Origin of the sequence: Streptomyces sp. NPDC001714 (genome assembly GCF_042892755.1) — a bacterium.
In the GTDB taxonomy this organism is placed as follows: Bacteria; Actinomycetota; Actinomycetes; order Streptomycetales; family Streptomycetaceae; genus Streptomyces.
In genome coordinates this window covers 165,565-181,195 of record NZ_JBIAUL010000020.1, presented here as the reverse complement: position 1 = coordinate 181,195, position 15,631 = coordinate 165,565, and the positions used below count along the sequence as shown (strand labels likewise).

Sequence of the window (15,631 nt, the reverse complement as noted above, 5' to 3'; positions counted from 1 at the left end):
CCGCGGACCGCCGGCCCGTGCCCCGCTCAGCGGGTGACCATCACCGCGTCCAGGGCGACGGTGGAGCGTGCGGAGGTGCTGCCGGAGAGGATCCGCAGCTGCACCTTGTGGGTGGTGATCGTGGTGCCGAGGGTGCGGGTGAAGACGACCTGCCGGTAGGCGGTCCTCGCGGCGTAGGTGTTCACCGTGCCGACCGTCCTCCCGTCCACCACGACGGCGAACCGCCCGCCGTCGGACTTGCGGGTCGCCACGATGCGCAGCCGGGTGCCGTCCGCGGAGAAGGACACGTACGCGCCCTTGGCGGTGGAGGTGCGTTCGGTGCCGGACCAGGCGCCGGACGCCGACACCGACTTCCAGGCGCCGGTGTAGTGCAGTGCCGTCGCGCGGTCGTCGAGCGGGATGCCGGTGGTCGCCGCCGTGCTCCAGGCGCCGGTCTGGCCGGCGTCGTCGTGGGCGCGGACGTAGAAGCGGTAGGTGAGTCCGGCGCCCGGCCGCACGGGGCTGCCCGCCTTGCCGAAGACCGCGGAGGTGGCCGTGGTGCCGGTGCGCCAGGTGTGGAGGGGGCCGAGCTTCCAGGCACCCGAGCCGTCCCGGGTGGCGACCCGCCAGCCGATGTCGTACGCCTTCACGCCCGCGGTCTTCGCCGACCAGGTGACCGGCACGGAGGCGGTGGTGGCCGCGCTGCTCGCGACGGCCGGGGCGGTGACGGCGGCGGCGGGGGCCGTCCGGCGCAGGGTCACCTTGCCGGTGACGTCGGCCGCCGCCCGGCCGGTGACGGTGTCCCGCACGGTCAGCGTCCAGGTGTACGCGCCCTCGGCGGCCGTACCGCCGGTCTCGGTCCTGCCGTTCCACACCGGCGCGACCCTGCCGTCGGCGGCCGTACCGGTCAGGGAACGCACCTGCGTGGTACCGGACTTGAGGGTGAGCGTCCAGCTCACCGGGCGGTCGTAGGTCCAGCTGGGGGTCCAGGTGTCGGCGGACGCGTCGCCGTTGGGGCTGAAGCCGGCCGGTGCGGTGGCCGACGCCGCGGTGGGCACGCCCGCCCAGGTCACGTGGGTGACACCGGCGTCGTCCAGCCAGGCCGCCCAGGGCGCGTCGCGGTCGACCGCCCAGCGTTCGGCGGCGGCGGAGTCCGCCCTGACCGGGAGGGTGAACAGGGGCTGGGCCGTGGCCGACGTCCCGCCCAGCGGCTGGGCGTTCAGCGTGACGGCGGCGCTGCCCGAGGACTTGGTGAAGGTGTAGAGGACGTCGGCGCCGAGGATCGGGGTACGGACGGAGGCGTCCACGGTGGTGCCGGCCGAGCTGCCGGCCTTGAGGAGGAGGCCGGTGGTGGCGGTGGCGCCGCAGGTGGTCAGCAGGATCCAGGAACCGCGCGCCTGGAGGGTGCCGGGCAGGCAGTCCACGGTCGCGACGGTGGTGGCCGTGCCGGTCGTCAGGTCGGTGCGGCGGATCGCCCAGGTGGACGTGGTGCCGTTGCGCACCGAGGAGTACACGGCGCCGCCGTACAGCGCGGAGCCGGCCGGCACCCGCTCGTGGTGGCCGTCCGCGAAGGTGTGGAGGAGAAGGGTGCCGTCGGAGGTGGTCGTCCGGTCCGAGACCAGGGCGTGGGCACCGTCGAAGTCCGCGACGGTCACCGTCGAGCCGTTGTCCTGGTCCAGCGGGGTGCCGACCGGCTTGCCGTCCTCGTAGACCTGGAGGGGGCCGTCTTCGGAGGCGGTGCCCTGCTGGACCAGGACCCGGTCCCCGGCCGCGGCCAGGGTCTGGTGCACCAGGCCGCCGGTGTAGGCCAGGACCCGGGACGGCGTGCTCGCCGAGGCCCCGGACGCGCCGACGGCCAGGTCCGAGCGGAGCAGGACGCCCTGCCGCCGGGACGAGTCGTCGGCCGTGTAGAGCGTGCCGCCGGACAGGGCCAGGGCGTCGAGCCGGGCGGGGCCGGCCGGGATCGTGGTGGCGTCGCCCGCGGTGGCGGAGACCCGGCCGTCGGCGAGTGTCTGGATCGCGGCGTCCACGTCGGGCCGGTAGAGCGTCGTGCGCATCCTGCCGTCGTCGCCGACCGAGAGGTCGGTGAAGGTGCCGCCGAGGTCCTGGGCCGCCGTGGATCCGTCCCTGGCCGCCGCGAACAGCTCGTTCGAGCCGTCCGACGCGTTCCGCTCGTACCAGGCGAGGGTGTCGTCGCTGATCCAGCGCGCCCCGCTGACGGGCAGGGTGACGGTGGCCGGGCCGTCACCGGGCGCCGACCGCTGCCACTCGGTCAGGGTCGAGCCGTCGACGACCCCGACACGGCCGGGCGTGAACTCCAGGCCCTGCGGGAGTTCGTCGGTCGCGGGCTCGGCCACGGCGACCGTCGCGCCGGTGGCGAAGCCGACGTACACGATCTCGTGGCCCCAGCCGGGCGCGGTCCGCCGCAGCACCAGGGCGCCGTCCGCGTCGGAGGCGAGGACCTCGTACTGCTCGTCGTCGGAGAGCAGGGTCCGGTCCGTGCCGCCGGGGGTGCGCAGCACCAGCCGCACCCGGTAGGCCGAGGTGTCGTCCTGGTAGCTCTGCTGGACGAGGATGCCGTCGCCGGCCTGCCCGCGGTAACGCTCGTCCCCGGCGGCTCCCGAACCGTCGTAGGCGACCGGGAGCACCTCCTCGTCGCCGGAGCCGAGGTGGCGCAGGGTGACGTGGTCGGCGAGGGCGCCGTTCGGGTTGGTGGAGGTGGCGACCGCCACCACGCCGTCCTGCACGGAGACCGCGTGGACGGTCACCGTCTCGTCGGTGTCCGCGAGCCGGCCGAGGTCCTGGGGGGTGCCTCCGGCGACGGCGAGCCAGCCGTGTGCCGCCGTGTCCGCGCCGGTCGTCTGACGCCAGACGACCGCCTGGCCGGAACCGGACACGTCGGCCGCGGCGGGCGCGGAGGTGGTCCGCGCGGCCAGCGTCGTCGACACGTCGGTCGCGGCTGTGGCGGCGGCCGGGGCGGGGGTGACCGCCTGGGCCACGGCGAGCGCCGTGAGGGCGGCTACCGGGACCGCGAGGAAGCGGCGTCTGTGCGAAGGCATGGCGGCCCGATCTCTTTTCGGAGGTCAAGGCGGGAATTCTCACACAGCTGTCCGCACCGCCCGGCGGCGGGATCTTGTGTCGGCCCCGGCCCGGGCCGTACTCCGCCGTTCGCTCACATGCCGTACGCGCCCGGGCGCGCAGCGCGTCGGTGCTGCGAGCGGATGCGGCTCAGGGGTGATGGAGCCGGATGGGTTTGGTGTTATATGAGCCGTATGCACCACATGCTCCGGCAGGTGCGGTCCTGGTACGGGATACGCAGCGTTGCCGGTCAGATGTTCCTTCTGCAGGTCGGCGTCGTCCTGGTTTTCGTGGCGACGGCGGTCGCCGCTCTTCTCCTGCAGGCACGGACCGACGCAGATCGGGAGGCCCGGAACCACACCCAGGCCGTGGCCGCCTCGGTCGCCGCGGATCCCACCGTGCGCCAGGCGCTGACCGGCACCCATCCGACCGCCGTGCTCCAGCAGTTGGCCGAGGAGACCCGCCGGCGCGCCCATGTGGACTTCGTCGTCGTGATGAGCCCCGAGGGCATCCGGTACACCCATCCGAACCCCGCCGAGATCGGCCGCCGCTACATCGGCGGCATCGGGGCGGCGCAGCGCGGCGGCACCGTCACCGAGACGACGACCGGGACGCTGGGCCCCTCCGTCCGGACCGTCGTCCCCGTGACCACCGCCGACGGCAAGGTCGTCGGGCTGGTCTCCGCGGGCATCACCCTCCACCAGGTGAGCCTGGCCGCCGCCCGGCAGGTGCCGCTCGTGCTCACGGGCACGGCGCTGGCACTGACGGCAGCCACCGCGGGCACGGCACTCGTCGGCAGGCGCCTGCGCCGCCAGACCCGCGGTCTGGGGCCGGTGCAGATCACGCGCATGTACGAGCATCAGGACGCCGTCCTGCACTCGGTGCGCGAGGGCGTCCTGATCGTCGACCGGCAGCGCCGGCTCCTCCTGGCCAACGACGAGGCGCGGCGCCTGCTGGGACTCGCGGCCGACGTGGAGGGCCGGCCCGTCACCGGCCTGGGGATCGCCCCCAGGGCCGAGGAGCTCCTCGCGTCCGGCAGGGCGGCCACGGACGAGGTGATCGAGGTCGGCGACCGGTTGCTGGCCGTCAGCCAGCGGCCCATGGACGGGCCGACCGGACCGGGCGGCTCGGTCGCCACCCTGCGCGACACCACCGAACTCACCGCGCTGACGGGCCGGATCGAGGTGGTCCAGGAACGGCTCACGCTGCTCTACGACGCCGGACTGCGCATCGGCACCACCCTCGACGTGACGCGCACCGCCGAGGAACTGGCGGAGTTCGCCGTGCCCGGGTTCGCCGACTACGTCACCGTCGACCTGGCCGACACCGTGCTGAGCGGCGAGGAACCGGACGAGGTGGACACGGGCCGGCTGCGCCGGGTCGCCCTGCACGGCATCCGGCAGGGCGTGCCGCTCTGTCTGCCCGGCGCGCTCATCCACTTCGAACCCTTCACCCCGCAGGGCGAGGGCTTCGGTTCCGGGCGGATGGTGCTGGAGTCCGACATGGCGGCCTTCTCCGGCTGGCAGGCCCAGGACCCCGACCGGGCACGTCAACTGGTGGCCTACGGCATCCACTCCATGATCGCCGCTCCGCTGCGGGCCCGCGGCGTGATCCTCGGCGTCGCGACCTTCTGGCGTTCCAAGGAGCCGACCCCCTTCACCGCGGAGGACCTCACGCTCGCGGAGGAGCTGGTCGCCCGCGCGGCCACCAGCATCGACAACGCGCGCCGCTTCACCCGGGAGCGCACCATGGCGGTCACGCTGCAGCGCAGCCTGCTGCCGCACGCCCTGCCGGAGCAGAACGCGGTCGACGTGGCGTACCGCTACCTGCCGGCGGGGGCGGGGCTCGGCGGTGTCGGAGGCGACTGGTTCGACGTGATACCGCTGCCCGGAGCGCGCGTCGCCATCGTGGTGGGCGACGTCGTGGGCCACGGAGTGCACGCCGCCGCCACCATGGGGCAACTGCGCACCGCCGTCAACAACTTCTCGACGCTCGACCTGCCGCCGGACGAACTCCTCTGGCACCTGGACGAGTTGGTCACCCGCATCGACCAGGACCGGGACGGCGAGCAGGGCACCCGCACCCTCACGGGCGCCACCTGCCTGTACGCGATCTACGACCCCGTCTCCCGGGTGTGCACCATGGCCCGGGCGGGCCACCTGGAGCCCGTCATCGTGCTCCCGGACGGCGACGCCCACCTGCCCGGCGTACCGGCGGGGCCGCCGCTGGGGCTGGGCGGGATGCCGTACGAGACGGGCGAGGTGCTGCTGCCCGAGGGCAGCGGCATCGTGCTCTACACCGACGGCCTGATCGAGGACCGGCGCGAGGACATCGACGAGGGCATCGAGCGTCTGCGCCGCGCCCTGGCGGTGGCCGGGCGCACGTCGGACCAGATGTGCCAGGCGGCCATGGACGCCATGCTGCCCGGGGCGTCCCGGGACGACGTGGCCCTGCTCGTCGCCCGCACCCGGGCGCTGGACGACAAGCACACCGCGTACTGGACCGTGCCGTCCGATCCCTCGGCCGTCGCCGGGGTCCGGGCCGCGGCCACCGAGCTGCTGCGGGACTGGGGCCTGAAGGAGGAGGCGTTCACCCTGGAGCTGATCCTGAGCGAGCTGGTCACCAACGCCATCCGGTACGCGACGGGCCCGGTCGGGGTGCGCCTGATCCACGACCGCTGCCTCATCTGCGAGGTCTCCGACGGCAGCAGCGTCTCCCCGCACCTGCGCCGGGCCGCCACCCTGGACGAGGGCGGCCGCGGACTCTTCCTGGTGGCCCAGTTCGCCGACCGCTGGGGGACGCGCTACACGCCCGACGGAAAGGTCATCTGGACCGAGCAGTGGTTCGGCACGGGGCCGTGAACCGGCACGGCGCCGTCGGCGGACCGGTCCCGCGCCGGGGTTGCGCACCCGGTCCGCGCAGCAGAAGGATGCCCGGACGTCGATGCCCGCGATCGAGACCGGAGGCGCCGCGGTGAGCAAGCCCGAGCTGGAGTTCCATGTCCCCGACGGACCGTGGCGGACCCCGGCCGGCGCCGGTCCGGGGGTCCAGGAGCGCGTCCTGGCCGAGGACCCAGGGGACGGGTCCCGTACCGCGCTGGTCCGCTGGGCCCCGGGCACGGACACCTCGGCGGACGGGGTGACCCGCCACGACTTCTGGGAGGAGGTCTACCTCGTCGAGGGAGCCCTGCACGACCTGACGCTGGACCGGACCTTCACCGCCGGCATGTACGCCTGCCGCCCGCCCGGCATGCCGCACGGCCCCTGGACCGCCCCGGACGGCGTCACCATGCTGGTGATCACCTACCGTTCCTAGAGACTGAGCGGGAGTGAGTCCTGTTGCCAGGATTCATGCTCAGCCGAACGCCCCGCACGGTGTTGGGCGTTCTGGTCGACCGCGTTCGCTCCGCGTCCGGGCAACACGGATCGTGTCCGTGGTCCGGGGGCGTGGGGGCGGTTTCCCTCGCACTCTGGGATTTCCGGTCGGGCCTGGACGGTCCGATGCCCGCACCCATCGCTCTGGTGGGTGCGGGGCGGTGCCGTCCGTCGCCGGATCGGGTGTCCCAGGGCGCGTCTTCCGATCGCCACGGCGGCTGCGTCGTGGCGAGTGGTCTTACGAGTAATGGTGGTGAGGGGTTTCTGCCAGTGCTGGGCTCCCCACCTGCTGGTGTAGGCGGGGTCGACGGCGATGACGGGGATGCCAAGTTCGGCCGCCATGCACACCAGCCGGGCCCGCAGCCGAGCTACGGGCATACCGGAGATCAGCTTGCGGAATCGCTTCTTGCGGCCGTGTTTCTCCCGGGTGGTCTCGGCGGTGAAGTCGAGGTCCTCGACAGCGATGGCGAGCTCGTTGCTTTTGGTCCAGTGCAGCAGTCGGATCAGTGCGTGCCGGATTTGGGCGTCGCGGTGCTGGGAGGTCCCGGTGAGGTCGTAGCCGAACCGGAGCGGCTGGCCGACAGGGTTGCCGTGTGCATCCAGGCGCCAGGCGGCGAGGTGGTCGGCGTTGGTGTCGACGCCGACCAGACCGTTCGCGCGGGCTGCATCCAGCGGCACCGTCCGGACGGGTGGGAGGGTCCAGGAGGCGGTCAGGTACCAGCGGTCGCGTGCGATGTCTTCGTGGATGCCGTAGGCAACGGCCCTATGGGCAGTAGCGCGGTCGGCCCACTGCTCGCCCCGGTGTGCGAATGACACGCGGGCGGTGAGGACGTACCGGCCGCGCGGTGCGTTCGCCAGGTGTGCCAGCGGCGAGGGCAGCTTGATCGAGACTTCGCCGTCAGGGGCGACGCGGATGGTCTCATTGCCATACCGCTTGCCGGACTCGCCATCGGCCTGGAGGAACCGACGCCCGGTCTGCCACCGTCGACGCCACTCTTCTTCAGTGAGCTTCGCTGCCTTGAGGTGGTGCCGTGTGGTCAGCAACCGCTTCCCGCCGCGCACCACGTGCACGACCCCGGCCTGCCACTCCGCCCTCGTCGCCTCCAGTCGGTCTTCGAGGACGCGCAGACGGCGGGACTTGGCGTGCCACTCCTTGCGCGAGCGGTAGCCGCCCGGAGCGTGCTTGTCACCTTTCTCGCACAGAGGCAGGGACAGTCGGTGCACGATCGTGCGCACCCCAGCGTGGAGGTTCTGGATGTGCGCGAGCTGACTGCGCCGGGCGAGCGCCCACTGGTCGTGGGTGGCCTTCGTGATCGAACCGGCCCAGCGCGAGGAGGACTCCTCAGTGAGGGCACGTTTGCGCTGTCCCCACTGTTTGCTGTCGTGGTCCGGCCCGGCCGCGCACCTGGTCTTCAGATCACGGGAGGCGAGCGACCCGAGATGGTCCCCGACCAGGCACAGCACCTTCTCGTCCTCGCCGGTCAGGCCCTTGAGCCGGGTACGGACCGTAACGCCCGCAGGACCGGGCACCACGAACGGTGTCGCCACCTCTCGCAGCTCACCCTCCGCCCGCCCCCCGACCCTGTGTCGCCGAAATCCGTCACCCCGTCCAACGACCACTACCGGTGAAGGTCACGTATTCGATGCAAGAACTCTCGTTCCCCCGGAGTGGACCTGCCAGCGCCCGGAAACCCTGAGCGTGGACCCCAGACAATGGTCGACGACGGCATACCCGGCTCGCGCGTTGCAGGCGGCCGGGGCGTCCGACATGGCCTCGTGGCAGCAGGCCGCTTCAGACGAGTTCGGGTTGCGGGGCCCCTCGTCGTGCCGTCGGCTCGGTCCGCGGTTCCCAGCGGTTGGCGGTCCGCACGTAGGCGTGGACCACCGAGGCCGTCGCCAGTACGAGCAGCGGGCCGGACACCCAGGGGTGGGTGGCCATCTGCAGCGGCAACCAGCGGTAGGACGCCAGGAGTGCGGCGAAGACCGCCGTACCGTGGGCGACCAGCCGGACGCCCGAGCGGTCCCAGCCGCGGTCGAACGTGCGCAGGGCCGCCTCGACCGTGAGCGCGAACACCGCGCCGGCGAGGAGGTCCGCGCCGTAGTGGTAGCCGAAGCCCAGCGTCGCGGTGACCGTGGCGACCAGCCAGAACGTGCCCGCCCAGCGCAGCGCCCGGGGGCCCCTGCGGGAGTGCACGAAGATCGCGGTGGCCCACGCCGTGTGCAGGCTGGGCATGCAGTTCCGCGGGGTGAAGCCGTCGTACGACACGGGGTGCGGGGCGGTGACCCGCGGCACCGTTCGCGGCCACAGGTCGGGCACCGGCCAGTGCCCGCCGTGCGGCGGACGCTCCGGCCAGAGGCTGACCGATGCCCAGTGGTCGGCGCCGGTGCCGTAGGCGAAGACCGGTCCGACCACCGGGAAGAGCATGTAGACGGCCGGCCCGAGCAGGCCTATCACCAGGAAGGTGCGGACCAGATGGTGGCGCGGGAAGCGGCGGTCGGCCGCCACGTGGCGCAGCTGGTACAGCGCGACGGCGACCGCGGCCACGGCGAGCTGGCCGTAGACGACGTCGAGGACGTTGAAGCCGACCGGGCCGGTGGCCGTGACGAGCCGGCCCACCAGCCACGACGGGTTGCCCAGGGCGTGGTCGGCGGTGGCCACGTACTGGTCGAGCACCGTCGGGCGGGTCTTCGAGGTGATGAGCAGCCAGGTGTCGCCGGTCTTGCGGCCGGTCACCAGCAGCAGGCCGAGGCCGACGCCCTTCAGCAGCAGGACGCGCTCCTGGCCGGTGCGGCGGGTCACGGCGACGACCGCACAGCCGAGCAGCACCCACAGGGCGCCGTTGCCGAACGGCTGGCCGTGGGTCACCTCGGCACCGGTCGCCCACCGGACCGCCGCGAAGGCGAGGTCGATGGCGATCGCGGCGCCGAGGGCGACGAACCGCTGCCGCCAGGTGAGCACCACCATCGTCAACGCCAGCCCCGCGTACAGCAGGAAGCCGGACTTGGGGGCGCATATCGCCTCACGGGCCTGGTTGGTGAGCGGTCCCGGCAGACCGTAGTGACGTGCGGCGACCTCCAGGGCGACGAGGAACGCGAAGGCCGTGGCAGCAGCCACGGCCCAGAGTCTCGGTGATGTGTGTCTCAAGGTCCGGCCGATTTGTTAGAGGTTGAGGGACAGTTGGGATCCTGTTCGACGAGGGAAGACGGAAAGACCGCTACCGGGGTTCCAGCTCTGTTCTCGACGGCTGGAAGGCTAATGGCGGGATAACGCAGGGTAAAGGGTTCGGCATCGTCGGTTCAACGCACTTGATCTGTGCATGACCTCTCCGGTGGGATGCGCGAAGACCACTCGAGATCACTTCGTGAGACTCCGAACCACAGGGGGATCCATGCAGATAGCCCGTACCGGGCGGGGCGTCGCGGCTGCCACGTCCGTCGCCGCCCTCGCGGCCACCGCGCTCACGGCCGCCGCGCCCGTCGCCGCACCGCACACCCTCGCGGTGCCGGCCGTCGTCGGGCACACCCTGGTGCACAGCGTGAGCAGCCCGCTCTCCGACGCGCAGTGCCAGGCCAAGTGGCAGATCAACTGCTACACCCCGCTCCAGTACCGCACCGCGTACGACCTGAACGCCCTCTACCGCAAGGGCGTCACGGGCAAGGGCCGCACCATCGTCATCGTCGACTCGTACGGCTCGCCGACCGTGCAGCACGACCTCGACGTCTACAGCAGGCAGTTCGGGCTGCCCAGCACCAAGGTGAAGGTCGTCAAGTGGGGGCACGTGCCCGCCTTCGACCCCAAGAACTCGGACATGACCGGCTGGGCCGGCGAGACCACCCTGGACGTCGAGATGGCGCACGCGGTGGCGCCCGCCGCGAAGATCGTCGTCGTCGAGACGGCCGTCTCCGAGACCGAGGGCACCACCGGTCTGCCGGAGATGATGGACGCCGAGAAGTACATGATCGACCACGGCGTCGGCGACGTCATCAGCCAGAGCTTCGGCGCCACCGAGAACACCTTCCCCGGCTTCGCCAAGGGCGACTTCTCCAGCATCAAGAAGCTGCGGTACGCCTTCCAGGACGCCAACCGCAAGCACGTCACCGTGCTCGCCGCCTCCGGCGACGGCGGCGCCACCGACCTCCAGGCGGACGGCAAGACGTACTACAAGAAGCGCGTCAACTCCTGGCCATCCTCCGACCCGTTGGTCACCTCCGTCGGCGGCACCCAGCTCCACCTCGATGACAAGGGCAAGCGCGTCAAGCCGGACAGCGTCTACAACGACTACGGTTCCGGCGGCGGCGGTCAGTCCCACGTGTTCACCCGCCCGTCCTTCCAGAACGGCGTGAAGAAGGTGGTCGGCACCCGCCGCGGCACCCCGGACATCTCGATGTCCGCCGCGGTCAACGGCGGCGCCTGGATCTACTCCAGCTTCGACCCGACCGCCACCGGCTGGGACGTCAGCGGCGGCACCAGCGAGGCCACCCCGCTCTTCGCGGGCATCGTCGCCCTCGCCGACCAGGCCGCCGGCCACCGGCTGGGCAACATCCAGAAGCGGCTGTACGACCTCTCCTCCTACCGCTCCAGGATCACCGGCGTCGTCGACGTCAACGACGGCACGAACAACAGCTACCAGGGCGTGACCGGCTACAAGGCGGTCAACGGCTACGACCTCGCCACCGGCGTCGGCACCGTGGACGCCCTGCGCTTCGTCCCGGCCCTCGCCAAGCAGAAGCCCTGACCCTGCTCGCACCGCACGGACGACGGCCCGGGTCCCGCACCCGGGCCGTTCCCGTCGCCCGCGCCCGCCCGTCCGCCGCGCGGCGGAGGTGACGTGTCGGGGTGGGCGAAGGACGATGGAGAAGAGGTGTGAGGGCGACGCGGTGAGACCGGTCGGCTCCGGGTCCCATGGCCTCCTCGGCGGTTGCCCGGGGCCACGGCGGACGGGGCCGGCAGAACAGGCGGTGACCGGCATGCGTGATGCCACCCCGGGCGGCGGGAGCGGCGCCGTACCGCCCGACCCGGCGGACCCGGCGGATCAGGCCACGGCGGTCGTCGACGACCGGGGGGTCGTGGCGGGGTGGAGCGCGGGCGCCGAGCGGCTGCTCGGCTACCCCTGTCAGGAGGCCCTCGGCAGCCCGGTCGGCCGCCTGATCGCTTCGGACGGCGGCGGGGACGCCCTCGCGGCCCCGGGCGGGACCGCGACGACGGCCCTGTTCCGGCACCGGAACGGCCGGCCCGTGCCGCTGCGGGTGCGGGCCTATCCGTCGGTCGACCGCGAGGGCCGCACGCAGCGGCTCCTCGTGGTGACGCCGCCGGAGCCGCCGGAGTCACCGGAGTCACCGGAGTCACCGGAGCCGCCGGAGCCGCCGGAGCCGGACGTGGTGACCGGGGACGAGGCGTTCGGCCAGTGCAGGCTGGCCGTGATGGTGTACGACTCCGCGCTGCGGGCCGTGAAGGCGAGCGCCGGTGCCGTGCGCGAACTCGGTCTGCGCGAGGAGCGGATGCGCGGCCGGCGCATCACCGACATCCTGCCGCCGCACCTGTGCCACCGGGTCGAGGACGGCATGGTCCGGGTGCTCGCGACGGGCGAACCCGAGGAGTTCCGCCTCCGCGGCCGGGTCCGGCCGGACGGTCCCGAGCGCGTCTGGTCCATCACCGTCTCGCCGCTCGTCACACCGGCGGGGCGGGTGCGGCACGTGGAGGTCTCCGCGCTGGACGTCAGCGAGCAGTACCTGGCCAGGGAGCGGCTCGCGCTGCTCAACGACGTCAGCGCCAGGGTGGGCAGCACCCTGGACGTGATGCGCACCGCGCAGGAGATGGCCGACGTCACGGTGGGACGGCTCGCCGACTTCGTCACCGTCGACCTGCTCGACTCCCTGTACCGGGGCGTGGAGCCAAGACCGTCCGGGACGGGCCGGGTCCCGCTGCGGCGGGCGGCCCAGCAGTCCGTGCTGCGGGGTGTGCCCGAGGCGCTGATCGAGCCGGGGGACGTGGACGACTATCCCGCGTCCGCACCCCCGGTCCGCGCCCTGGCCACCGGCAGGTCCTCGCTGCACAGCACCGGGGACGAGGCGATCCGGAACTGGGAGCTCGTCGATCCCGAACGGTCGGGTGTGGTCCGCAGGTTCGGGATCCACTCGGTCATGGTCACTCCGCTGCGCGCCCGCGGCATCACCCTCGGCGTGGCGGTCCTCGTCCGGCACCGGCGCGAGGAACCCTTCACCCGCGACGACCTGCTGCTGGCCGAGGAGATCGCCGCGCGTACCGCCGTGGCCGTGGACAACGCCCGCCGGTACACCCTCGAACGCGGCACCGCCCTGGCCCTGCAGCGCAGCCTCCTGCCCCACCGGCTCTCGGCTCAGGACGCCGTAGAGGCGGCCCACCGCTACCTTCCGGCGCGCACCCGGGCGGGGCCGGGCGGCGACTGGTTCGACGTGATCCCGCTCTCGGGCGCCAGGGTCGCCCTGGTGGCGGGAGACGTGGTGGGCCACGGACTGCGGGCCTCGGCCACCATGGGACGGCTGCGGACCGCCGTGCGCACCCTGGCCGACGTCGACCTGCCCGCCGACGAACTGCTCACCCACCTCGACGACCTGGTCACCCTCCTCGCGGCCGAGGAGGAGAGCACCGCGGAGCACGAACCCGACGTCGAGCCCTGCACCGACCTCATCGCCACCTGCCTGTACGTGGTCTACGACCCGGTCTCCCGCCGGTGCACGGCCGCCAGCGCGGGCCACCCGCCACCCGCCGTCGTCGGTCCGGACGGCCCGGCGGACTTCCTCGACGTGCCGCCCGGGCCGCCGCTGGGCGTGGGCGGGCTGCCCTTCGAGACCGCCGAGCGGGTACTGCCCCCGGGCAGCCTCCTCGCGCTGTACACCGACGGCCTGGTTCAGGACACCGGGCACGACCTGGCCGGCGGTCTGGCGCGGCTGCGCCGGGCCCTCGACCGGAACGCCCCCCGGCCGCTGGAGGAACTGTGCGACGAACTGCTCCGGACGCTGCTGCCCGCGCGGCCCGAGGACGACGTCGCCCTGCTCGTCGCCCGCACCCGGGCGCTCGACGCCGACCAGGTCGCCGCCTGGGACCTGCCCTCCGATCCGGCCCGGGTGGCCGACGCCCGGGCCCAGGTGCTGGCCCGGCTGGAGGACTGGCACCTGCCGGACGTGGCGTTCACGGCCGAGCTGGTGGTCAGCGAACTCGTCACGAACGCGATCCGCTACGGGCAACCGCCCGTCCAGCTGCGGCTGATCCGGGGCGCCGCGCTGATCTGCGAGGTCTCCGACGGCAGCGGCACCGCCCCGCACCTGCGCCGGGCCCGCACCTACGACGAGGGCGGCCGCGGCCTGCTGCTCGTCGCCCAGTTCGCCCGCCGCTGGGGCACCCGCCACCAGGCCGGCGGCAAGACCATCTGGGCCGAGATCGGACTCACCGGCCCGGTCACGTGACGGCGGCGGAGGCGGAGCGGACGGGGCTGCCGCCGGGGCGGGGGCGGCCCCGTCCCAACCGCGCCCGTCGCGTCCGACCGTCGACTCGGCCGCCCGGTAGGGGACACGGGCATCCGGGCCGGTCGCGCCCGCGACCGGGCCGCACCGGCCGAGCGCGCCGTCGACGCGGCCGGCGCCGCCCCGTGCCGGCCGTGCGTTCACGAGCCCGCCCATGGACCGCCCCATGGCGAGCGTGCGCCGAGGCCTGCCGATCTTCGCGGTAGCAGTTCTCAAAGCGCTTTAAGATCTTGTTCCGCCGAGGGAGGACTGTGAAGACGGGGTAGCGACTGCGAAGGCTCGGTGAAGTCCCCGACGTCGGCGGCCCGTTGCCCGCCCCGGCTCCGCCGCCTTCGTGATCTCCGGCCCCGCGGCCCCGGCGAACTCCCGCTCCACCGGCCTGACCTGGGATAACCATCTCCCGCTCGGGCGCCTCCGGCCGACGTGCGTGCCGCGCCCCAACTGCCGCGTTGTCCTTACGTCTTGACGTACCCGGCCGGTACGCGTTTGCTTCCTTCACACCATCGGTTGCGCATGACGCTCCCCCCACCCGGAAGGCGCCTGATGTGAGCGTTCCTACCCTCCGCGGGACCCCTCTGCCCCGCATCGCGACAGTCCTGGCCGCCTCCGCGTCCGCCCTCACGCTCACCGCGTGCGGCGTCGTCGACGGCATCGGCGGGAGCGACGACTCCGCGTCCGCGAAGAAGGGCGACGACATCACGGTCGGGCTGCTCCTGCCCGACAAGGACACGGCACGGTTCGAGAACTTCGACCACCCCATCATCGAGAAGGAGGTCGCCTCCCTCACCCACGGCAAGGGCAAGGTCGACTACGCCAACGCCGAGGCGAGCGTGGCCACCCAGAGCAGGCAGTTCCGGCAGATGGTGGACCGGAAGGTCGACGTCGTCCTGGTCGACGCGGTGGACGCCAAGGCCATCGCACCGGACGTCCGGAAGGCGAAGGCCGCCGGCATCCCCGTCATCGCCTACGACCGGCTCGCGCAGGGCCCGATCGACGCGTACGTCTCGCACGACAACGAACTCGTCGGCGAGGTCCAGGGCCGCGCCATCCTCGGGGCGCTCGGCAGCAGGGCGGCGACCAGCGAGGTCGTCATGATGAACGGCGACCCCGCGGACCCGAACACGGCGAGCTTCAAGGAGGGCGCCCTCGGCGAACTGCAGAACAAGGTCCGCATCGCCGAGCAGTACGACACCGGCAAGTGGTCGCCCGCGGTCGCCGAGGCGAACATGAAGAAGGCGATCCGGGCCGTCGGCCTGAAGAACATCGCCGCCGTCTACTCGGCCAACGACGGCATGGCCGGCGCCGTCATCGACGCCCTGAAGAAGGCGGGCGCCACCACGATCCCGCCGGTCACCGGGCAGGACGCGAACCTGGATGCGGTGCAGCGGGTCGTCTCGGGCGAGCAGTACATGACCGTGTACAAGTCGTTCCTTGACGAGGCCACCGACGCCGCGCAGATGGCGGTGTACAAGGTGCAGGGCCGTGACATCCAGTACGACGCGCTGGCCCAGGACAAGGTCGACAGCCCGACCGAGAAGGACATCCCCGCGACGCTCGTGCCGGTGGTCGCCCTCACGAAGGACAACATCCAGGACACGGTGATCGCGGACGGCGTCTACACCGTCGCCCAGATCTGCACCTCGAAGTACCGGTCGGCGTGTGCGGCGATCGGCCTGAAGTAGCGGCCGAGCACGTCTGCC

The 15,631-nt window shown here is 72.8% G+C and carries 8 protein-coding genes; 5 read left to right on the top strand and 3 right to left on the bottom strand.

What is annotated here, in order from left to right; genetic code table 11:
* Positions 1-26: 26 nt before the first annotated feature.
* Positions 27-3,038 carry a hypothetical protein gene (locus tag ACFY0P_RS40490; protein WP_388925337.1) on the bottom strand — a complete coding sequence of 1,004 codons (3,012 nt, stop codon included), beginning with the start codon at positions 3,036-3,038 and terminating at the stop codon, positions 27-29.
* A 213-nt stretch (positions 3,039-3,251) separates the two neighbouring features.
* Between ACFY0P_RS40490 and ACFY0P_RS40485 the strand changes: the two genes are divergently transcribed.
* Positions 3,252-5,918, top strand: coding sequence for a SpoIIE family protein phosphatase (locus ACFY0P_RS40485; RefSeq protein ID WP_388925335.1), 2,667 nt, complete (start codon positions 3,252-3,254; stop codon positions 5,916-5,918).
* 112 nt (positions 5,919-6,030) lie between these two features.
* A complete protein-coding gene (locus ACFY0P_RS40480) occupies positions 6,031-6,372 on the top strand; it encodes a cupin domain-containing protein (RefSeq protein WP_388925419.1) in 342 nt (113 codons plus the stop codon).
* On the opposite strand, the gene ACFY0P_RS40475 is transcribed toward ACFY0P_RS40480, so the two are convergent.
* Both ACFY0P_RS40475 and ACFY0P_RS40470 read right to left on the bottom strand, forming a co-directional pair.
* Entirely contained in the window at positions 6,369-7,979 is a 1,611-nt protein-coding gene (locus ACFY0P_RS40475) for an IS200/IS605 family accessory protein TnpB-related protein (protein WP_388925332.1), read from the bottom strand. The two genes, ACFY0P_RS40480 and ACFY0P_RS40475, sit on opposite strands and share 4 nt — an antisense overlap.
* Positions 7,980-8,223: 244 nt before the next feature.
* The gene (locus ACFY0P_RS40470; protein ID WP_388925329.1) at positions 8,224-9,546 is read right to left on the bottom strand and encodes a phosphatase PAP2 family protein; all 1,323 of its coding nucleotides are present in this window, start codon (positions 9,544-9,546) and stop codon (positions 8,224-8,226) included.
* Positions 9,547-9,820: 274 nt separating this feature from the next.
* Here ACFY0P_RS40470 and ACFY0P_RS40465 point away from each other — a divergent pair, with 274 nt between their 5' ends.
* The 3 genes from ACFY0P_RS40465 to ACFY0P_RS40455 all read left to right on the top strand — a co-directional run bounded on the left by ACFY0P_RS40465 (position 9,821) and on the right by ACFY0P_RS40455 (position 15,613).
* Positions 9,821-11,167 (top strand): S8 family serine peptidase, encoded by a 1,347-nt coding sequence (locus tag ACFY0P_RS40465; protein WP_388925326.1) that lies wholly within the window; start codon positions 9,821-9,823, stop codon positions 11,165-11,167.
* Between the two features lie 232 nt (positions 11,168-11,399).
* Positions 11,400-13,874 (top strand): SpoIIE family protein phosphatase, encoded by a 2,475-nt coding sequence (locus tag ACFY0P_RS40460; protein ID WP_388925323.1) that lies wholly within the window; start codon positions 11,400-11,402, stop codon positions 13,872-13,874.
* A gap of 602 nt (positions 13,875-14,476) precedes the next feature.
* On the top strand, positions 14,477-15,613 hold the full coding sequence (locus ACFY0P_RS40455; protein ID WP_388925320.1) for a sugar ABC transporter substrate-binding protein: 1,137 nt from the start codon (positions 14,477-14,479) through the stop codon (positions 15,611-15,613).
* Positions 15,614-15,631 lie beyond the last annotated feature (18 nt).

What these genes read in the sequence shown, in the direction of transcription:
- ACFY0P_RS40490 (WP_388925337.1), bottom strand. Translation starts at nt 3,038, where the DNA reads ATGCCTTCGCACAGACGCCGCTTCCTCGCGGTCCCGGTAGCCGCCCTC.
- ACFY0P_RS40485 (WP_388925335.1), top strand. Translation starts at nt 3,252, where the DNA reads ATGCACCACATGCTCCGGCAGGTGCGGTCCTGGTACGGGATACGCAGC.
- ACFY0P_RS40465 (WP_388925326.1), top strand. Translation starts at nt 9,821, where the DNA reads ATGCAGATAGCCCGTACCGGGCGGGGCGTCGCGGCTGCCACGTCCGTC.
- ACFY0P_RS40460 (WP_388925323.1), top strand. Translation starts at nt 11,400, where the DNA reads ATGCGTGATGCCACCCCGGGCGGCGGGAGCGGCGCCGTACCGCCCGAC.